This window comes from Arthrobacter sp. MDB1-55 (genome assembly GCF_059092925.1).
In genome coordinates this window covers 334908-353280 of record NZ_JBNHID010000002.1, presented here as the reverse complement: position 1 = coordinate 353280, position 18373 = coordinate 334908, and the positions used below count along the sequence as shown (strand labels likewise).

Sequence of the window (18373 nt, the reverse complement as noted above, 5' to 3'; positions counted from 1 at the left end):
GGCCCGGCGGGGCAATTGGCTGTCTGCAACCCAAGCGGGTTGCGGGTACCTTGTAAGAGCGAGACAGTAGCGTGAGCGCTGTCCCATTTGATTCCGCGCAGCGCCGAAAGGTCCACACGTGTCCACCAATGCAGTGAAACGAACGGGTGGTGCAGGTCAATCCGGAGACAAGATCTTCTCCGGCGCCAGCCTGCTAGCCGGCTGTTTGATCCTGGCAGCCCTCTTCAGCGTCGCCGTGTTCCTCATCATCGAAGCCCTTCCGGTCCTCGGTGAAGACCCAGCGGAGATCACCGGTGGTCAGGGCTTCTTCTCCTACATCTTCCCGATCGTCATCGGCACCATCATTGCGGCAGCGATTGCTCTCCTCATCGCGACACCGCTCGGCATCGGCGTTGCGCTGTTCATCTCACACTATGCGCCCCGCAGGTTCGCCCAGGGCCTCGGATATGTGATCGATCTTCTCGCCGCCATCCCGTCGGTGGTTTACGGTGCCTGGGGTTACGCCGTCCTGGCTCCGCAGTTGGCCCTTGCTTACGCATGGCTGGCAGAGAATGCCGGGTGGGTTCCACTGTTCGAAGGCCCCGCAAGCCAGACCGGACGCACCATTCTTACCGCCGGCATCGTCCTCGCAGTCATGGTCCTGCCGATCATCACCTCGCTGAGCCGTGAAATCTTCCTTCAGACGCCGAAGCTTCACGAAGAAGCAGCCCTCGCCATGGGAGCCACACGGTGGGAAATGATCAGCATGGCGGTTCTGCCGTTCGCCCGTCCGGGCATCATCAGCGCCGCAATGCTGGGTCTGGGCCGCGCGCTCGGCGAGACGATGGCTGTGGCCCTGGTTCTCTCGGGAGGTGGCTTGACCGCGAGCCTGATCACGTCCGGAAATCAGACAATCGCTGCGGAAATTGCGCTCAACTTCCCGGAGGCATATGGCCTGCGGCTGGCCGAACTCATCGCAGCCGGCCTGGTGCTCTTCGTCATCACGCTTGCCGTCAACGTCATCGCACGGTGGATCATCAGCCGGCACAAAGAATTCTCAGGGGCTAACTAATGGCCAACGCCACTCTGACTCCGCGTCGCTCCCAACTGACCAAGGGCAAGATGCCCTCCTACACCCTCTGGGTGGTGCTGGCAGGATCACTCGTGCTGGGTGCTGCGCTGGCCGCCCTGGTCGGCTTCAGCCTGGTGCCCTGGGCCCTGTTCAGCGCACTGATCTTCATCGTTGCAGGAACTGCTGCCACCGGCGTTATCGAGGGGGCGCGCAAAGCGCGCAACCGTCTGGCGATGTTCCTGGTCTACGGTGCATTCCTGGTGGCGTTGCTTCCCCTGTTGTCGGTGATCTGGACCGTGCTGGAGCGGGGGCTGCCCGGGCTGACCTACAACTTCCTGTTCACTTCGATGAACGGCGTTACCGGAGCGATCGACAACCAGACTGTCGAAGAGGGCACGCCGGTTCTTGGCGGTGCCTACCACGCCATCATCGGTACGCTCCAGATCACCCTGTGGGCGACGCTCATCTCCGTACCGATCGGCCTGCTCGCGGCCGTGTATCTGATCGAGTACTCAACGGGCGGCAGGCTCGCAAGGGCCATCACCTTCTTTGTCGACGTCATGACCGGTATCCCTTCCATCGTCGCCGGCCTCTTTGCGGCGGCACTGTTCGGCCAGTTGTTCGGCCCTGGAACCCGTACGGGGTTCGTTGCCGCGGTGGCGCTGTCCGTCCTGATGATCCCGGTAGTGGTGCGCTCCACTGAGGAAATGCTGAAGATCGTCCCGAATGAGCTTCGGGAAGCCTCTTATGCGTTGGGCGTGCGCAAATGGCGAACCATCACCCGGGTGGTCATTCCGACGGCGATCTCCGGCATCGCGTCCGGTGTCACGCTCGCGATCGCCCGCGTGATCGGAGAGACCGCTCCGATTCTGGTGACTGCCGGATTCGCCAGCGCGATCAACTGGAACGTGTTCGGTGACTGGATGAGCACCCTGCCCACGTTCATCTACTACCAGATCCTCACCCCGACCTCCCCAACGGCCACCGACCCCAGCACGCAGCGTGCGTGGGCGGCCGCGCTGGTGCTGATCATCATGGTCATGCTCCTGAACCTCGTGGCGCGCCTGATCGCCCGCCTCTTCGCTCCCAAGACCAGCCGCTGACCCGCCGGCACAACCAGAAGGATCACCATTGTCCAAGCGAATCGACGTCAAGGACCTGAACGTCTACTACAGCAAGTTCCTTGCGGTGGAAGATGTGAACATCAGCATCGAGGCACGCTCCGTCACTGCGTTCATCGGCCCGTCCGGTTGTGGCAAGTCGACGTTCCTGCGGACGCTGAACCGCATGCACGAGGTCATTCCCGGTGCTCGTGTCGAGGGTGAAGTTCTGCTCGACGGCGACAACCTGTATGACTCTGCAGTTGACCCGGTAACGGTGCGCAGCCAGGTGGGCATGGTCTTCCAGCGGCCCAACCCGTTCCCCACCATGTCAATCCGCGACAACGTGCTGGCCGGTGTGAAGCTGAACAACAAGCGGATCTCCAAGGCAGATGCCGACGCGCTGGTCGAGAAGTCCCTCCGCGGGGCCAACCTCTGGAATGAGGTCAAGGACCGCCTCGGCCGTCCGGGTTCCGGTCTGTCCGGCGGCCAGCAGCAGCGCCTGTGCATCGCTCGCGCCATCGCGGTCTCGCCCGAGGTCATTCTGATGGATGAGCCCTGCTCGGCGCTGGATCCTATCTCCACCCTTGCGATCGAGGACCTCATCAACGAGCTCAAGAGCGAGTACACGGTGGTCATCGTGACCCACAACATGCAGCAGGCGGCGCGGGTCTCCGACAAGACCGCTTTCTTCAACATCGCGGGCACCGGCAAGCCCGGCAAGCTCATCGAATACGGGGACACCACCAACATCTTCAATATGCCCTCCCAGAAGGCAACCGAGGACTACGTCTCCGGGCGGTTCGGATAGAACGAATCAGGTCGAAGACTGCGGGCGCTCAACACATCGTGTGGGGGGCGCCCGCAGTGCTTTCCAACCCTCAACCCTCGAGGCGGGCGAGCGGACACCCAGCTAGAGCAACGGGCTGATTGCCAGATACAGGGTGGCGCCGAGCAGCGCGGCGACCGGCGCCGTCGTAATCCAGACAAGCAGCACGGTCCTGACCACGCGACGATGCACCGTGCTGTAGCGGTGGTTGGTGCCGGCGCCCACGATGGCAGAGGTCATCGTATGGGTGCTTGAAAGCGGCATATGGAAGCCGATAGCTCCGACGAAAAGCATCACCGCGCTGACGCCCTGGGCTGCCATGCCGTGAAGCGGGTCGATGCGCACAAGTCTGTGCGAAAGGGTGTGGGTGATCCGCCAGCCGCCCAGCAGGGACCCTGCAGCCAGCACGACGGCGGCGAACACCTGTACCCAGATCGGTACCGTGCTGCCCGTGTAGACTCCGGCTCCCACCATCGCCAGCACGATCACGACCATGGTCCTTTGACCGTCCTGCAGCCCGTGCCCCAGAGCAAAGGCCCCCGTCAGGACCGCCTGCGCCATGCGGTTGCCCTCGTTGACCTTGCGCGGGGAGTTGTTCCGCAGGAACCAGGTAGCGGGAAAAACCGCCAGGTAGGCCAGCAGGAAGGCTATGACCGGGGAGAGGAGCAGCGGCAGGCCGATTTCCAGGAGGAACACTCTTCGGGACCACGCGATCGACTGATCGCTCAGGAAGGCCGAGGCGAGGCCGGCACCCACCAGGCCGCCGAGGAGCGCGTGGGTCGACGACGACGGCTTTCCCCGGTACCAGGTGAATAGGCCCCAGGAGGATGCGGCGAGGAGCCCTGCGATGATGATGCCGAGCCCGGTCTGACCGCTGGGAAGGGCGATCCGGTCACCGGTGAACAGGTCGGCAAGGCTGACGCTCATCAAGGCACCGACGAGGTTGAACAGGGCGGCAAGGAGCACGGCCACCGTCGGCGTCAGTGCGCGGGTACGGACGGAGGTTGCAACGGAATTGGATACGTCGTGAAACCCGTTGATGAAGGCAAAACCTCCGGCGAGCACCACGGCTGTACCAAGGAGGAACAACTCCACCTACGATTCCTTCACGATGATCGCGCCGACGTGGGTGGCGACCTTGCGGATGTCCTTGGTGGCATCGATGAGTTGTTCCGCGACGTCCCGGTGCCGGGCGTAGACCAGCGGTTTATGGTCGTGCATCAGTTCCGAGCACCAGATCCGGTGGGTGCGCTCGGCGCGCTTGGAGAGGCGGACGATCTCGATCCAGTAATCCTCGAGCTCATCCAGGTCCGTGAGCTGCCGCATCGCTTCCGCAGTGAGCTCAGCCTGGCGGGTGATTACCTCGAGTTGCTCCGACGCCCTGCGGCTGAGCTTGCTGAGCCTATACAGAGCGATCAGCTCAGCAGCGCCGTCGAGCTTCTCCATTGCTTCACCCAGCAAACGCGAGATGGCGTACAGGTCTTCGCGCGGCAGCGGATTGATGAAGCTGGTGCGCATGGATGTCAGGAGCGCGAAGTGCATCTCGGTGGAGGTGCCCTCGGCCTGGTGCAGCTCCTCTGCCAGGGCGTCGTAATCCTCAGGCGGGGCACCAAGGATGCGGGACATGGTGCGAACGCCGATTACCAGTTGCTGAGCCATGCTGGAAAGTAGTTCCAGTCCTGCATTCTCCTGAGGGAAGAGGCGGAGCTTCACTAAAGTCACCTAGGGGTTGCACGGACGGTTGCCACCTAAGAATACCTGTGCCCCGGCATGGGTTTATCGGCGCGTACAGCCTGCCACGCGGACATAAAAGTGGCGCCGAACCGGGAGCGCCTCTCGGCGGAAGGCCGCTCGAAGCGGCTTAATGTTGAAGCCCGGGGGTTCCACGGTCCGACACCAGTTTCAGTCTGCTACTGACCCGCCCCCATGTCAACGCGGCGTCCGGGATTGTCAGTCGAGTTCGCCGCGACGCCAGGACGCGGCGGCGTGCTCAAGGTCTTCGGCGGTCTTGACCAGCTGGTGTGAGCTGCGGGTCAGCTTACTGGCGTGAGCGCCGTTGGAGGGCTCCGCGTCGTCCGCATGATTGGTCTGGCCAAGAGCAACTACCCGGCAGAATGCGGCAAAACGCTCGAGTGCCACATCAAACTCGCCGTCAAAAGCGCCGGAAAGAATGGTGTCCGCCATCTGTTGGACCTCATCGGCGCCCGGGGGCTCCGCAACTCCGGCGACAACCTTGGAGACCTGGGCAACTTCCTTGCCGGCCTTGAAGTAGGAGGCGATCCGCTCGGGATTCTGTTGCGTGGCTGCACGAAGTGCATAGAGCCGCCAAAGAGCTCCGGGTAGCGAGCGCGCGGGGCTCTCCGCCCACAGCTCGGCGATCGCCTCCAGGCCCTGTTGATCGGCCAGTTGCACCAGACGCTGCGTCACCTGCGGGTCATCGGCCTCCCGACCATGATGGACCAGGGCGTGCGCTGCAAGGTGGGCCGCCTCGGAAACCCTGGAGGGGTCAGCTCCTCCAGCAAAAATCTCGAAGTCTGCAGGCGCGAACGGCTTGGGTTTGTGATGCCGAGGGCTGTTGTTAATATATTCGCCGTCCATGGGTCGAGAATACTCCTGCGCCTATTGAGGGGCTAGGCACGCTGTGATCGTCGGCCCAGGCAGCCCGGAACACGGTTGCATCAAGGCCCGATCGGGTGCGATAAAGTAGACACGTCGTCTGGGCTGACCGGGCGGTGTGGGCCTTTAGCTCAGTTGGTAGAGCATCGGACTTTTAATCCGTGGGTCGTGGGTTCGAGTCCCACAGGGCCCACCCTGAATATCGCAGCTCATCCCCGTCGCCTAGCGGCGGGGATGAGCCGGTTAAGTGTGCCCGTGATCCTCAGTCGGCTCCTTTCCTCCACAACCATTGACTCCCGCGCTGTGGAAGCCTGTACTGGAAGTGCAGCACCTTTCCAGTACAACGGCACGGTGGTGCCGAGAGGAAGCCCGATGCCCGCCCTCATGGCGATTCCCGCCCAGACGGTGCTCGCCGTCGTCGTGATTTGTGCGCTGACGGCGATGACAGCGCTGGCAGTGTCGCGCGGCTTGGCAGCGGATGAAGACCGCGACGGGGTTTTTTGGTACGGCTTCACCGGTGGTTTCGCCAGTCTCGGGGCAATCACCGGCGCCATGGTCCTCATCCCGGAGACCGCAGCGATGACCGGGCTGACCGGCGTGCTTGGGTTCGGGTTGGCTGCCGGCTGGTTGTGGCGCGGGGAGCAGGAGCGGGCGGCACGGCGTCGTCGTCGAAGCGCGGAAGAGGCACGGACAGCGTTGCGGGCACGGCATGAATCTGTTGTGCAGCGGTGGGTGAGTTACGAATTGGACCCTGCCGTGGCCATCGACTTTCCGGGTATGACCGATTTGCGGCAGCCCGAGACGGCGCACCTGGTGCGCACCATGCGAAAAGCCGCGTTATTGCGCGAGAAGATAGACACAGACGACACCGCCGCACCGGCTTATGAGTCCGCCGTCGCCGAGCTGGAGGCGGCTTTCTTCGCTGCCGAGCGGGCCGCCGGTGCCCATTCGACCCCTCGCGGACGGGACGGTTAGGCTGTATCGGACAGTCCGGATTGAAGGGGGAGTCCCGTGGTTTCCGCACGTTCACCACGCCGCACGGCGTCCACCGTCCTCCTCGCGGGAGCGCTCGCCGTCGCCGCCCTGGGTGTCTCAGTGCCGTCGGCGGTTGCCGGTTCGGACAAGCCCCGCGATGCCGAACAGCAACAGCGGCAGGCCCAGCAGAGCGTTCGCTTCGCAACCTACAACGCGAGTCTCAACCGGTCCGCGGAGGGTGCCCTCGTCACGGACCTTCGCACCCGGGACAATGGGCAGGCGCAAAGAATCGCCGAGGTCATTCAGATCAATAACGCCGATGTGGTGCTGATCAATGAATTCGACTACGACGCTGATCATCTGGCTGCGAACCTCTTCCGGACCAACTACCTTGAGGTCAGTCAGAACGGCAAGGCGCCGGTGCGCTACCCCTACATGTACACCGCGCCCTCCAACACCGGCGTCCCAAGCGGGATGGACCTCAACAACGACGGCATTGTGGGCGGCCCGGACGATGCGCTCGGATTCGGCCAGTTCGAGGGGCAGTACGGGATGGTGCTCTACTCGAAGTACCCCATCGATACGAAGAACGTTCGAACATTCCAGAACTTTCTCTGGAAAGACATGCCCGGTGCACTCCTGCCCGATGACCCGGCCACAACCAGGTCCAACGACTGGTTCACCGACGATGAACTGGCGATCGTCAGGCTCTCCAGCAAATCCCACTGGGACGTTCCGGTCCTCGTTGGGAACTCGACGGTACACGTGCTTGCAAGCCATCCGACTCCTCCGGTCTTCGACACCGACGAAGACCGCAACGGCCGTCGAAACAGCGATGAGATCCGGTTCTGGGCGGACTACGTCCGCGGCGGCCAGCACGCCCGCTACATCTATGACGACGACGGCGGCAAAGGCGGACTTGATCGGCGCGCCAACTTCGTGGTGTTGGGCGATCTCAACAGTGATCCTGTAGACGGCGATTCCCGGCCGGGCTCGATCGGCAAGTTGCTTGCGTTGAAGGAAGTGCAGGATCCGAAGCCAGCCGCAGACGGTGCTGCTGAAGCATCGGTCCTGCAGGGACGGGTGAACCTGGAACACCGGGGAGACCCGGCCCTCGACACCGCAGATTTCGAGGACGCCGCGGCAGGCAACCTCCGCTCCGATTACGTTCTGCCCTCAAAGACGCTGAAAGTGCGCGGAGCAGGAATGTTCTGGCCGCGTGCCGGCACTCCGGGTTCGGAGCTGACGGGTGTCTTCCCGTTTCCGACGAGTGACCATCGACTGGTGTACGCGGACGTCGACGTCAGAAAGCACTAGCCGCAGCGGCGCAACGCTTCTACCTCTGCTGAGCACTGCCCCGCTGCCGGTCCCAGCGAACTGCGCTGAGCGCGCCGGCCGCAGCGAGCAGGATGCTGCCGCTGACAACGATCCCTCCGGCTGATTGGCTGATGATAAAGATCCACTGGGGGAACGGGCCGTTGACCGCGGTTTCATCCACCTGCAGGGGCGCGAAAACAGCCCAGAGGCCCAACGCCAGGAGCGCCGCACCGAGCAACCAGAGCGCGAGCAGGAACGGGTTGAACCGCCGGCCGGTCGACACGGCTGCGTCGTTGTGCGGAACACCTTCAGGGACCACTTCCACGACGTTCGCTCCAGCGTCGGGCGCCGGGGGAAGGTCAGGTTCCGCTGGGGCGTCCGGCCGCTGCTGCGGTGGTTCACCCGGGGACGCCCAGCGGCTGCCATGCGCGGTGGGCACGCCGGAGCCGCCGGTGCCGCCGGTGCCGCCGCGCTGATAAATGGGGCTGTAACGGCTGTCGATGTTCGGCGTGTTTTCGCCCATTCTGCCTCCCTTGGCTATCCGAAGAATCTACCGGTTCTGCAGCAGTGGAATATAAGTATGCGCCGGCTAAGCCGGCGAATACTGCTTAACCCTCTGGCCAAGGCCGGAAGCCTCGTGTACGTTGAAGCGCATGGGAACACTAATTTTCGAGTAAATCGTGCCGGTTGAGTGCGCTGAGCGCTCATCGCATCACATCAACACATTCGAAATAGACCGTGTTGAGGCTTTCGCCTCCAGGTTTTTCCCGCTCCCCCTACGCGTTGATCAAGGTACCGATCAAGCCATGTGTCGTAGAGGCAACCTCGCGGAACCGGTAGCCAACAGCTGACGAAAACGCTGTTGCCCTGCCGTCTCCTGTAGGCCTGGCAGCCTGCGGTCTCAGTCACAAAGAGGAGAGTCATGACCCAGCAAGACAACCAACAGCCCCTGAACGTGCGCGTTACTGAAGCCGCGGCCAAGAAGCTCGTGGACGACCCGCGCGCCCGCGAGGCGCTTGCCAAAAAGAATCCAGCCTTCGGGGAGCTTGACAGTGCCCATAGCACCGGTCGGAGGAACAAATCCCTTCACGCCAGCGGCAAGCAGGGAAAGCCCGAGAAGAAGGTGCGCTGGTAATCCGGTAGGGGAGCGCACGCGTATGCACCTTTAACGTGAGACTGGCTCCGCGTTCTGCGTATGGGGGAATCGCAGAATGGGGAGCCAGCTCTCCAACTATACTTCACAGTAGGGGTGGAAAGTCCAGTTGACTTCAATCCCGTCAATCTCAACGTGAAGGGCAACAATGACGGTCACAGCTAGAGCCTTTCAGCTGTGGCGGAACCAGATTGCCCCTGACGCAACGGTGTCGGATCTCTGCCGCAAGGCGGACATCAAGCGGTCTACCCTTGCCCAGCAGCTGGTGCGCGGGAAGGTCTCGGTGGAGACCGTCGTCAGCATTGCCCGCGCTTATGGCGTTCCTCCGGTGCAAGCGCTCAGTCAGTTCGACGGCTATTTTGATCTCGCAGATGGGATACTGCCGCCTACACCGGCGGAATACCTCAGCCAGGTCTCACCGATGGATCTGCTGAGGCTGATTCTCGGCCGGAGCGAAGATGCGGACTGTGTGGGCCGACCAGTGAGCTTCCAACTTGCGCCGCTCCCGCACCGGTACTCGGTCAGGACCTGGTTCGACGCCGTCGACCGTGGCGAACTGCGTCAGGCGCTGACGGCGCGAACAGGGATTGCACCCCAAAACCTTTCTGCCCAGCTCAGCGCCGGCAGATTGAGCACGCAGCTATGTGTGGAAGTTGCCCGTGTCTCCGGGGTTTCCCTTGCCAACGGCCTGGTGGTAACCGGGCTCCTCACTCCGGAAGAAGGGGGGTGGGCCGAGGATGGCCGTGAGCAGGTCCTGAGCTCCCTGCCCGATTCCGAACTCATCCTGATCGCGCGGGACAGATTGGACGGTCTGGGCAAAAGGTTGCGCAAGCAGGAGCAGGACAGCACACGCGACAAGGCGTTATGGGAGAACCTGGGATGAGCGTGGGAGTGGTTATCCAGTGGCTGGCTCTCGGACTGTGTCTGCTGTTCGCTGCCATAAGGCTGCCGGATGCCCTGCGGGGACGAGGCCGCAGTGTCTTTGCTGTGCTGGTCCTGCTGTGCGTCGCAGTGGCGCTGAGCCTGCCGCACATCTACCTCGCTGTTGACAGTCTGCTTGGCGGAGTCAATATCGCCAACCTGGTCATCAGGCTCAGCCTCTATGCCATCATGCTGCTGCTCGGCATGCGCGGTGCAGCCGCTTTCGGGTCTGAGCGCGCCCTTCGGCTGATCCGGGGCCCTCTCGGCGTGACGGCGCTTACCGTCACGGTGGTGGGCACGGTACTTCTCTTCGCACTCAGCGACCTGCCCGAGTCCTCGACAGGCCTGAGGGCCTATGCCGGCCAGACGTCAGTGCAGTGGTACGCCCATCTGGGACGGCTATACCCGGCCTACATCGGCGCCTGTCTCATAGGTTCTGCGGTTGCGCGGGCACGTGACGCCACCGCACTGCGCCTCCATCGGAGTGCTGCGGGATTGATGGCCGTCGGCTTCGCTATGGTGCTCGCGCACGCTACTCTCCAGCTCACCGGCCTGCCCACCGGCGCGGCTGACCTTATCCTGCCGTTCGGCGCAATCGTCCTGGTGATCATGGGTCTCGCCATGATCTGGCTGTCAGGCAGACGCGCCACAAGCGGCAGAGCGTCCAACTTCCTGGCGAGCGAGGACCGGAAGCTCTAGGGGACCCATTAGTCCTTTTGAATGATTTTTCGTCTTATAGAAGAAACACTATTCACGTTTTCATCAAGCTGTGTCAAAATTATGATTATGTAACTCCCGGCGACCGTGGGGGGTCCTCGGGTTACACAGCAATAGGTGCGTCCATTAGAACGGGTGGACGCACCTATTTTGCTTTAGGCGCTTATATCGGCGCCCGAAGTCTCCCGCCTGCTAGGCGTCGTGATCCGTCTCGAGGATCCGCACCAATGAGTCCAGAGCCTCTTCAGCGCCGTCGTCCTCCGACCGGAGCACCACCACATCGCCGTGTTCGGCTCCGAGGCTCATCAGGGAAAGGATGCTCGACGCGTCCATGGCCTCGTCTGCCGGACTGCTTTCCAGCGCGATAGTCACCTCAACCGGGAGTTCACCCGCCGCCTCGGCGAAGATGGCGGCAGGACGAGCATGGAGCCCCACCCGGCTGGCTACGGTTGCTTTGCGTTCGATCATGATTTTCCTTCCGGTTGCGTTTGGTTGTGAGCCTACAGGCCCAGGGTTTGCAGAATCGGCAACGAGGCCTTTCGCGCCGGCCTTCAGCAGGGCTGTTTCCTCATCCACCGTGGGGTTGGACCACGACCGCGAAAACGCTCAATGGTCCAACTCCTCGATGAAAGACTAGGCGGCGACCGGCTCGGGGGTTTCAGCCGGTTGCGGCTTACGAACAGCGAACCGCTTCAGGGCCACCACCGCGAGGGCCGAGACGACCATGCCTACGAGGATCGATAGGACGAACATAGCCACGTTGCCGATCGCGAAGAATACGAAGATGCCGCCATGGGGTGCCTGGGAGGTCACACCGGTGCCCATGATCATTGCACCCGTGATGGCGGATCCCACCATCCCCGCCGGGATGACGCGCAGCGGATCGGCGGCCGCGAAAGGAATCGCTCCTTCGGAGATGAATGCCGATCCAAGGAGCCAGGCCGCCTTGCCGTTCTCGCGCTCGGCCAGGGAGAAACGACGGCGGTCGATCACCGTCGCCAGAGCCAGAGCCAGCGGCGGGACCATGCCTGCGGCCATGACTGCCGCCATGATCTGCCACGGTGCCTGGTTATCTACCGCTCCGGCGCCAAGTCCGGCAACCGCGAAGGCGTAGGCGACCTTGTTGATAGGCCCGCCGAGGTCCACCGCCATCATGAGTCCAAGGATGACGCCGAGGAGAACAGCCCCCGTGCCGGTGAGACCGGACAGCCAATCATTGAGCGCAACGGTGAGTCCGGCGATGGGCCCCCCGAGAATCAGGATCATGAGTCCGGAGGCCACAATCGAGGCGACCAACGGGATGATGACTACCGGCATCAGGCCGCGGAGCCAGCGCGGCACGGACAATCTTCCGATCCTCATGGCAACGTAACCCGCGAGGAGACCGCCAACAATCGCGCCGAGGAAGCCGGCGCCCATGAATCCGGCAACTGCGCCGGCGACGAAGCCCGGTGCGATACCGGGACGATCGGCCAGAGCGTATGCGATGTACCCGGCAAGAGCGGGAACCAGGAAGCCCATGGACAGGGCACCGATCTTGAAGAGCACCGCACCCAGATAGGCGCCCAGCGCTCCCTTTGCTGTTTCCGGGAACTCGGCTGGGAGGTTCCACAGGCTGTTGTTGACGACCATGTCGTCGGCGAAACCGGTGATGTCATAGCCGCCGAGGAAGAATCCGAGGGCGATCAGCAGACCGCCGCCGGCGACGAACGGGATCATGTAGCTCACGCCGGTAAGTAGCGCGCGCTTCAACTGTCCGCCGACACCCTCACGCGGCCCGTCGTCGTCGGCTCCCGGCATGGATGAGTCGGCGACTCGGCGGGCGTTCGGGTTATCCGCCGCCGCGAGCGCCTCATCCACCATGACGCCGGGCTCATCGATCCCGCGCTTGACGGGAGCGTTGATGACCGGTTTGCCGGCGAACCGGTGCTTGTCCCGGACATCGACGTCGACCGCGAAGATCACCGCATCTGCCGCTGCAATCACGGAAGGATCCAGGGGAGTCGATGCAGAGGATCCCTGGGTCTCAACCTGGAGGTCAACGCCTTTTTCTTTCGCCGCCGCCACCAGCGAGTCGGCCGCCATGTAGGTGTGGGCGATACCGGTGGGGCAAGCCGTTACAGCCACCAGCCGTTTGGTCCGGGCTGCTTCGGGAGGGGTGGCGGTGCCGGGGTCGGCTGCGGACGGGGTGACCGAGGTGGCGCCGCCCTCCTTTCTGGCAGGTGCCGTTTCGATTGCTTCCTCGACCAGCGTCACGATTTCCTGCTCAGAAGCAGCAGAGCGCAGCGACGCGGTGAAGTCCTTCTTGATCAGGGAACGGGCCAGCTTCGACAGCAGCTTGAGGTGCTGCTGGTCGGCGCCCTCGGGAGCGGCGATGAAGAACACGAGGTCTGCCGGTCCGTCCTTGGCGCCGAAGTCGACCTTCGGTTCGAGACGGGCCATGGCCAGAGTCGGCTCAAGGACGGAGGTGGATCGGCAGTGCGGAATGGCGATTCCACCGGGGATTCCGGTTGCCGTCTTTTCCTCGCGGGCCAGTGCATCAGCGAACAGCCCTTCCACCTGATCGGCGCGGCCCTGCGCCACCACAAGTTCAGCGAGCCGACGAATAACGTCGGCGCGGTCGTTGCCCAGGGACTTGTCGAGGACGACAAGTTCAGGCGTAATCATTGCGGACATGGGAGTTCCTTCGGAGGTTATGGGTGGTTGGGGGAAGTAGCCGGAGTCAGAGCCCGGACCGTGACGGCGTCGGGCGTGGTTTGGTGCAGGGCGGGCACGGTCGACCCGGGCAGCGAGGCCGCCGCTGAACCGTGCGCGACTGCCTGGCGTAGGCAGTCGGGAGCGCTGGCGCCGCGGGTATGCGCCAGGAGATAGCCGGCAAGGGCGGAATCGCCCGCGCCGACAGTGGAAATTGCTGTGATTGGGGGGTGCTGTGCGTGCCAGGCGCCGTCGGGGGTTACCAGCAGCGCACCCTTGGATCCGAGCGTTGCCAGTACTGCGCGGACGCCGCGGGCAAGCAGGCGGGTTGCTGCCTCCACGGCGAGGTCCTGCTGGTCCTCCAGTTCGTCACCATGACCGATTCCGGTGAGCTGCGACAGTTCCTCGGCGTTGGGCTTGAGCAGGTCCGGAGCGGCATTTCCTTCTATCGCGGCGATGAGCGTCGCTTCGGATGCGTCAAGGGCGATCAGTGGTGCGCGGTTCCCGTGCCGGGTACGGACTGCCCGCACGGTTGCTGCATAGAAGTCCTGCTGCAGGCCCGGCGGAAGTGACCCTGCAAGAACCAGCCAGCGCGCGCCGTCGGACAAGTCCACCACCAGGTCGATGAGCGTGGCGGCTTCCTGCTCGCTCAACGCTGGACCGGGCTCGTTGATCTTGGTGGTGGTGCCGTCCGGTTCCGTGATGGTGACGTTGGAGCGCAGGGCCGCCCGAATCGGCAGGTTGCGGTAGGCGACACCTGCGGCGAGCAGGCCGGCAAGTACCGGATCACCGTCCTGACCCGGAAGGATCGCGAGGGCTTCGGTTCCACCTGCTGATAGTGCACGGCAGACGTTAACGCCCTTGCCTCCCGATTCCTGCCGGTTGGCCACTGCCCTTTGCACCGCACCGCGGGCGAGGGGAGCGGCCAACTCGATGGTGCGGTCAAGGCTGGGATTGGCCGTGAGCGTGATGATCATGCGACCACCAGCTCGACATCCGCGTCAGCCAGTGCTTCGCAGAGCGCAGCGTCCGGCTGGACGTCGGTGATGAGTGCGTCGATCTCGTTGAGACCGGCGAAGCCCACAAGGGTCTCCGCGTTCAGTTTCGATGCATCTGCCAGCACGACGACGCGGCGCGCCGATCGAACAATTGCCGCCTTCACGGAGGCCTCCTCTGGGTCTGGAGTGCTGAGCCCGAATTCCGGGTGCACACCGTTTGTGCCGATGAAAACGACATCCGGTCGAAAGCCGTTGTAACGCGCTACGGTGCCGCTTCCCACGCAGGCACTGGTGAGGCTGCGGACTCGCCCTCCGATGAACTCGAGCTGGAGGGACGAGCCGATGAGAGTGTGGGCGACAGGGACGGAGTGGGTGATGATCAGGAGCTGATCCGCCGCTTCCTGAACGAGGAGGGCTGCGAGGCTTCCGGTGGTGGTTCCGCCGTCCAGCACAATCGATCCCTCAGCTGGCACCATGGCCAGCGCAGCCTTGGCTATGCGGGCTTTCTCCGCCTGATTCCGACCTTCGCGGCTGGACAGGCTGAGCTCGCTGGTGCTGGCGTTGGTAGCCGGGACGGCACCTCCGTGTACGCGGCGGAGAATTCCGTCCTTTTCCAGAAGCGCGAGGTCCCGCCGGACAGTCTCCTTGGTGATGTTGAAGCGGGCGGCGAGTTGCGCCACGGTAACGCGGCCTTCGGACGCCACCAAGGCGGCGATCCTGTTATAGCGTTCCTCGGCGAACACAGCGCCTCCTCGACTGGTGACCAGAGTCACAGGTATTTCTGTTTCAGTGACTCTATCTGTGTTTATGTTTGGATGTCAATGGAAACCGGAAGAAAAGGCAGATTGGGAGACCTGGCGGTCGTACACGTAGTCCTGTTCCCGGACGGGAGGTGACGGCTTAAATGAAGAAGCCACCCGCGCCGAGAGGCAGGTGGCTTCTTCGCTGATCGGGGCCGTCGGCCCAGGTGGATTCGTCTAAGGGTTAGATCCCGCCGTCGCGGGTTTCATTGCGGGTGATCCGCTCACCGGTGTTCGGATCCTGCACAGTGCGCGATTCGCTCACTCGCTTCTGGTTGCGCGGCGCATTCATCAGGAGCGAGATGATGAGTCCCAGAACACCGACTCCCATGAGGATGTAGCCCACGAGGGTGAGGTCGATGAAGTTCACCAGATTGTCTGCAACGGCGAAGGCCAGGATTGCCCCGAGTGCAATCAGGACGATGGAGGAACCGATTCTCATACCAACTACTCCTTGATTTGACCCGCTTGGCAATTTTTCTGTTTGTTCGCTGCTTGTTGCAGCAGCAGAAGCAGGTGGCGAATAACACGCTATGTAATCAGCATACTGTCTTCCGGTTGGTGTGGCTCCGAGCATCGCGCAGAAATTGAGCGAGCCCTTTTTCTGCGGATCAATCTTGCCCCCGGTGAAGTTTTGATTACGGGGGGTTGCAATGCGGGCAGGCAGGAGTTTAATGGTTGCACCAGCAGGACCATAAGCTATTACTAAGCTCACTGATGAAGTAGGGTGGTGTGCAGTTGCACTTCGGTGCACGGTCGAAATCGACAAACAAGTTGCGTGGATAGAAGTTCGATTAAGGAGTACTTCATGAATTTCCTAGCATTTCTTCTTCTCGGTCTTATTGCAGGCGCCATCGCCAAACTGATTCTCCCTGGACGGCAGGGTGGCGGCTGGGTAATGACGCTTATTCTCGGCGTGATCGGCGCCCTGCTCGGAGGTTTCCTTGGCAACCTCCTCTTCAACGTCGGCGTGAACGAATTCTTCTCGCTTTCTTCATGGCTGCTGGCCATCGGTGGAGCGATCATCGTTCTCCTCGTGTACGGTGCCATCACCAAGAATCGCTCGCACGCATAATCTGGGCGACATCTACTAAAACGCCCCGTCGGCCCCATCCGACGGGGCGTTTTGCATGGCTTTGCGAAGCCAAGTAAGCCAGACTTGAACAACTCGACGGAAGGATCAGCAATGGCACCCTTCAACCCAGCGGGCAAATTCGCGAGTGGGGCGGTTTTCGATCGCCACGGCCGACCGAAGCCGGGTATCCAGCGTGCAGTGGAACGGGCTATCGACGTTCAGCGGCCATTGGTGCTTGCAAACCTGCGGCGGCTACGCAAGAAAGACCCAACAGCTACTGCCGCCGAGTTGAACGCAAAACTGGAGCGGGACTACCTTGTCGCGATCACGACGGCGGGAGCGGCCGTCGGAGGTACCGCCGTCGTGCCGGCGATCGGCACAGTCGTTTCCCTGGGGCTTTCAGCCGCAGCCACGGTCGGCTTCCTGGAGGCAACAGCCCTCTACGCCCAATCAGTCGCGGAGCTTCACGGGATCTCCACCGATGATCCGGAACGCGCACGAACGCTCGTTATGGGCATCCTGATGGGCGAAGAGGGGTCAGCGCTGATACAGGCCACAATGGGTTCCTCAGCGGGCGGTGTAACGCGTCACTGGGGCAACGTGGTCGGTGGATCGATGTCTTCATCAGCGGTACGCGGAATCGGCGCGAGTATCCGCAAGCGGTTCATCCGGCGCATGCTGGCCCGCCAGGGCGGGGCACTGCTGGGACGTGCACTGCCATTCGGGGTGGGCGCTGCCGTGGGCGGAGCCGGCAACCACATGATGGGCCGTACGGTCATCAATGCCACGCGCGAAGCGTTCGGCCCTCCGCCCACCGTGATTCCCGGTGAACTGCTCACCGAACTCGAGAAGCTGCCTGCGGCGACAAAGGATTACGGCCACCCCTGAGTCCGGCGGAGGTCAGCCGAACAGCGCGTGAGCGATCGTGAAGATCGCCAGGCCTGCGAGTGAACCCACCACGGTGCCGTTGATTCGGATGAACTGAAGATCCTTACCTACCTGGAGTTCGATCTTCCGTGAGGTCTCCTCTGCATCCCAGCGTTCCACGGTCTCCGAAATGATTCCGGCAATGTCGCTGCGGTAAGTCCGTACGAGGTAGCCGGCGCCGTCGGAGATCCAGCGGTTGATCTTGCCCGCGAGCTCCTCGTCGGTGGTCAGCCGGCGTCCGAAATCCCGGACAGCTGACTTGAAGTTCCGGGTCAGTTCGCTGTCGGGGTCGTTCACCGCCTCGAGCAGCGCCGTCTTGACGGTCTTCCATGCCCGCGCAGCGACATCGTGAACACGTGGGTCATCCAGGATGCCGGCCTTGATCTCCTCGGCTTTCGCAATGACCGCCGGGTCATACTGAAGGTCCTGTGCCAGGTCCGTGAGGTACTTGTCGATCGAGAGCCGGACATCGTGCTGCGGATCGGCCTGGACGGCGCGCACGAACTTGAGAAACTCGGTATAGACCTTGTCGCCCACCAGCCCGTCCACGAAATGCGGAACCCAGGTGGGGGATCGTTGCGACACCACGCGCGAGACGACGTCGTAATTCGCGTCGACCCACTCGGCTGCGCGGTCCACCAGAAGGTCCACCAGCCGGTGGTGGTGACCTTCCTCGAAGATCCGGGCTGCCATCCGCCCAACCGGCGGGCCCCACGGCGGGTCCACCACGTGCTTGCGCACCATTGACTCGATGACCTGCTGGACGGCGTCGTCATCCAGCACCGTGAACGCACCACGGATCAGTGCCGCGCCTTCCACTGCTACCCGGTCCGCACCCTCCGGGCGGGCGAGCCACGTGCCGGCGCGCTGCGCAACGCCGAGGGAGGTCAACTTCTGTTGGACAACGTCCTCGGCGAGGAAGTTTTCCTCCACAAACTGCCCGAGGGAGGTTCCGATCTGGTCCTTCTTGCGGGGGATGATCGCCGTGTGCGGAATCTTCAACCCCATGGGGTACTTGAACAGGGCTGTCACTGCAAACCAGTCGGCCAGCGCGCCCACCATGCCACCCTCGGCCGCCGCCCGGACATACTGCAGCCACGGGTACTGCTCCTGCAGCGCGAACGCGACCAGGAAGATCACCGCCATGACGCCAAGCAGGCCCGTTGCGACGGTCTTCATCCGCCTCAGTCCTGCTGCGCG

20 protein-coding genes and 1 tRNA gene are annotated in these 18373 nt (G+C 62.9%); 11 read left to right on the top strand and 10 right to left on the bottom strand.

Features of this window, described 5'->3' with window-relative positions; all coding sequences use genetic code 11:
- Positions 1-118 precede the first annotated feature (118 nt).
- From pstC to pstB, 3 genes are read left to right on the top strand one after another with little or no spacing between them, the layout of a single operon-like run.
- Entirely contained in the window at positions 119-1051 is a 933-nt protein-coding gene (pstC, locus tag AC5RU3_RS08875) for a phosphate ABC transporter permease subunit PstC (protein WP_309070085.1), read from the top strand.
- The gene (gene pstA / locus AC5RU3_RS08870) at positions 1051-2154 is read left to right on the top strand and encodes a phosphate ABC transporter permease PstA (protein ID WP_309070084.1); all 1104 of its coding nucleotides are present in this window, start codon (positions 1051-1053) and stop codon (positions 2152-2154) included. The genes pstC and pstA overlap by 1 nt, the downstream gene beginning before the upstream one ends.
- Before the next feature lie 28 nt (positions 2155-2182).
- Complete coding sequence (gene pstB, locus AC5RU3_RS08865) at positions 2183-2962, top strand: phosphate ABC transporter ATP-binding protein PstB (RefSeq protein ID WP_309070083.1); 780 nt, start codon at positions 2183-2185, stop codon at positions 2960-2962.
- A 102-nt stretch (positions 2963-3064) separates the two neighbouring features.
- Here the strand turns inward: pstB and AC5RU3_RS08860 are convergent, their stop codons facing one another.
- The 3 genes from AC5RU3_RS08860 to AC5RU3_RS08850 form a co-directional block, all read right to left on the bottom strand.
- Positions 3065-4075 carry an inorganic phosphate transporter gene (locus AC5RU3_RS08860; protein WP_493965323.1) on the bottom strand — a complete coding sequence of 337 codons (1011 nt, stop codon included), beginning with the start codon at positions 4073-4075 and terminating at the stop codon, positions 3065-3067.
- Positions 4076-4693 carry a DUF47 domain-containing protein gene (locus AC5RU3_RS08855; RefSeq protein ID WP_309070081.1) on the bottom strand — a complete coding sequence of 206 codons (618 nt, stop codon included), beginning with the start codon at positions 4691-4693 and terminating at the stop codon, positions 4076-4078.
- 237 nt (positions 4694-4930) lie between these two features.
- Positions 4931-5578, bottom strand: coding sequence for a hypothetical protein (locus tag AC5RU3_RS08850; RefSeq protein WP_309070080.1), 648 nt, complete (start codon positions 5576-5578; stop codon positions 4931-4933).
- 138 nt (positions 5579-5716) lie between these two features.
- Between AC5RU3_RS08850 and AC5RU3_RS08845 the strand changes: the two genes are divergently transcribed.
- From AC5RU3_RS08845 to AC5RU3_RS08835, 3 genes are all read left to right on the top strand, one after another.
- A tRNA-Lys gene (locus tag AC5RU3_RS08845) sits at positions 5717-5789 on the top strand.
- 179 nt (positions 5790-5968) lie between these two features.
- Positions 5969-6571 carry a hypothetical protein gene (locus tag AC5RU3_RS08840; RefSeq protein WP_309070079.1) on the top strand — a complete coding sequence of 201 codons (603 nt, stop codon included), beginning with the start codon at positions 5969-5971 and terminating at the stop codon, positions 6569-6571.
- A 36-nt stretch (positions 6572-6607) separates the two neighbouring features.
- Positions 6608-7888 (top strand): endonuclease/exonuclease/phosphatase family protein, encoded by a 1281-nt coding sequence (locus AC5RU3_RS08835; RefSeq protein WP_493965322.1) that lies wholly within the window; start codon positions 6608-6610, stop codon positions 7886-7888.
- Between the two features lie 19 nt (positions 7889-7907).
- Here the strand turns inward: AC5RU3_RS08835 and AC5RU3_RS08830 are convergent, their stop codons facing one another.
- Positions 7908-8411 (bottom strand): hypothetical protein, encoded by a 504-nt coding sequence (locus AC5RU3_RS08830; protein WP_493965321.1) that lies wholly within the window; start codon positions 8409-8411, stop codon positions 7908-7910.
- A gap of 399 nt (positions 8412-8810) precedes the next feature.
- On the opposite strand from AC5RU3_RS08830, the gene AC5RU3_RS08825 reads away from it, so the two are divergent.
- The 3 genes from AC5RU3_RS08825 to AC5RU3_RS08815 all read left to right on the top strand — a co-directional run bounded on the left by AC5RU3_RS08825 (position 8811) and on the right by AC5RU3_RS08815 (position 10661).
- The gene (locus AC5RU3_RS08825) at positions 8811-9023 is read left to right on the top strand and encodes a hypothetical protein (protein ID WP_309070076.1); all 213 of its coding nucleotides are present in this window, start codon (positions 8811-8813) and stop codon (positions 9021-9023) included.
- A gap of 166 nt (positions 9024-9189) precedes the next feature.
- Positions 9190-9924 carry a helix-turn-helix domain-containing protein gene (locus AC5RU3_RS08820; RefSeq protein ID WP_493965320.1) on the top strand — a complete coding sequence of 245 codons (735 nt, stop codon included), beginning with the start codon at positions 9190-9192 and terminating at the stop codon, positions 9922-9924.
- Positions 9921-10661 (top strand): hypothetical protein, encoded by a 741-nt coding sequence (locus tag AC5RU3_RS08815; RefSeq protein ID WP_493965319.1) that lies wholly within the window; start codon positions 9921-9923, stop codon positions 10659-10661. The genes AC5RU3_RS08820 and AC5RU3_RS08815 overlap by 4 nt, the downstream gene beginning before the upstream one ends.
- Before the next feature lie 210 nt (positions 10662-10871).
- Here AC5RU3_RS08815 and AC5RU3_RS08810 read toward each other — a convergent pair whose 3' ends face one another.
- The 5 genes from AC5RU3_RS08810 to AC5RU3_RS08790 form a co-directional block, all read right to left on the bottom strand.
- Positions 10872-11147: an HPr family phosphocarrier protein gene (locus tag AC5RU3_RS08810; protein WP_458116161.1), complete on the bottom strand. Its 276-nt coding sequence runs from the start codon at positions 11145-11147 to the stop codon at positions 10872-10874.
- 165 nt (positions 11148-11312) lie between these two features.
- Positions 11313-13355: a PTS fructose transporter subunit IIABC gene (locus AC5RU3_RS08805; RefSeq protein ID WP_493965318.1), complete on the bottom strand. Its 2043-nt coding sequence runs from the start codon at positions 13353-13355 to the stop codon at positions 11313-11315.
- Positions 13356-13372: 17 nt separating this feature from the next.
- A complete protein-coding gene (locus tag AC5RU3_RS08800; RefSeq protein ID WP_493965317.1) occupies positions 13373-14350 on the bottom strand; it encodes a 1-phosphofructokinase family hexose kinase in 978 nt (325 codons plus the stop codon).
- Positions 14347-15114: a DeoR/GlpR family DNA-binding transcription regulator gene (locus AC5RU3_RS08795; RefSeq protein ID WP_309070070.1), complete on the bottom strand. Its 768-nt coding sequence runs from the start codon at positions 15112-15114 to the stop codon at positions 14347-14349. Before AC5RU3_RS08795 ends, AC5RU3_RS08800 begins: the two co-directional genes overlap by 4 nt.
- A 241-nt stretch (positions 15115-15355) precedes the next feature.
- Complete coding sequence (locus AC5RU3_RS08790; RefSeq protein WP_204533555.1) at positions 15356-15613, bottom strand: DUF6458 family protein; 258 nt, start codon at positions 15611-15613, stop codon at positions 15356-15358.
- Positions 15614-15979: 366 nt separating this feature from the next.
- On the opposite strand from AC5RU3_RS08790, the gene AC5RU3_RS08785 reads away from it, so the two are divergent.
- Positions 15980-16246 carry a GlsB/YeaQ/YmgE family stress response membrane protein gene (locus tag AC5RU3_RS08785; protein ID WP_309070069.1) on the top strand — a complete coding sequence of 89 codons (267 nt, stop codon included), beginning with the start codon at positions 15980-15982 and terminating at the stop codon, positions 16244-16246.
- A gap of 111 nt (positions 16247-16357) precedes the next feature.
- The gene (locus AC5RU3_RS08780) at positions 16358-17134 is read left to right on the top strand and encodes a hypothetical protein (RefSeq protein WP_309070068.1); all 777 of its coding nucleotides are present in this window, start codon (positions 16358-16360) and stop codon (positions 17132-17134) included.
- A gap of 12 nt (positions 17135-17146) precedes the next feature.
- On the opposite strand, the gene AC5RU3_RS08775 is transcribed toward AC5RU3_RS08780, so the two are convergent.
- Entirely contained in the window at positions 17147-18352 is a 1206-nt protein-coding gene (locus AC5RU3_RS08775) for a DUF445 domain-containing protein (RefSeq protein ID WP_309070132.1), read from the bottom strand.
- Positions 18353-18373: the final 21 nt, after the last annotated feature.

Bases quoted from the DNA above. Each gene is read 5' to 3' on its own strand.
- AC5RU3_RS08825 (WP_309070076.1), top strand. From the start codon at position 8,811: ATGACCCAGCAAGACAACCAACAGCCCCTGAACGTGCGCGTTACTGAA.
- AC5RU3_RS08780 (WP_309070068.1), top strand. From the start codon at position 16,358: ATGGCACCCTTCAACCCAGCGGGCAAATTCGCGAGTGGGGCGGTTTTC.
- AC5RU3_RS08810 (WP_458116161.1), bottom strand. From the start codon at position 11,147: ATGATCGAACGCAAAGCAACCGTAGCCAGCCGGGTGGGGCTCCATGCT.
- AC5RU3_RS08775 (WP_309070132.1), bottom strand. From the start codon at position 18,352: ATGAAGACCGTCGCAACGGGCCTGCTTGGCGTCATGGCGGTGATCTTC.
- AC5RU3_RS08790 (WP_204533555.1), bottom strand. From the start codon at position 15,613: ATGAGAATCGGTTCCTCCATCGTCCTGATTGCACTCGGGGCAATCCTG.
- AC5RU3_RS08840 (WP_309070079.1), top strand. From the start codon at position 5,969: ATGCCCGCCCTCATGGCGATTCCCGCCCAGACGGTGCTCGCCGTCGTC.
- AC5RU3_RS08805 (WP_493965318.1), bottom strand. From the start codon at position 13,355: ATGTCCGCAATGATTACGCCTGAACTTGTCGTCCTCGACAAGTCCCTG.
- AC5RU3_RS08820 (WP_493965320.1), top strand. From the start codon at position 9,190: ATGACGGTCACAGCTAGAGCCTTTCAGCTGTGGCGGAACCAGATTGCC.
- AC5RU3_RS08800 (WP_493965317.1), bottom strand. From the start codon at position 14,350: ATGATCATCACGCTCACGGCCAATCCCAGCCTTGACCGCACCATCGAG.
- AC5RU3_RS08830 (WP_493965321.1), bottom strand. From the start codon at position 8,411: ATGGGCGAAAACACGCCGAACATCGACAGCCGTTACAGCCCCATTTAT.
- AC5RU3_RS08815 (WP_493965319.1), top strand. From the start codon at position 9,921: ATGAGCGTGGGAGTGGTTATCCAGTGGCTGGCTCTCGGACTGTGTCTG.
- AC5RU3_RS08850 (WP_309070080.1), bottom strand. From the start codon at position 5,578: ATGGACGGCGAATATATTAACAACAGCCCTCGGCATCACAAACCCAAG.
- AC5RU3_RS08785 (WP_309070069.1), top strand. From the start codon at position 15,980: ATGAATTTCCTAGCATTTCTTCTTCTCGGTCTTATTGCAGGCGCCATC.
- pstA (WP_309070084.1), top strand. From the start codon at position 1,051: ATGGCCAACGCCACTCTGACTCCGCGTCGCTCCCAACTGACCAAGGGC.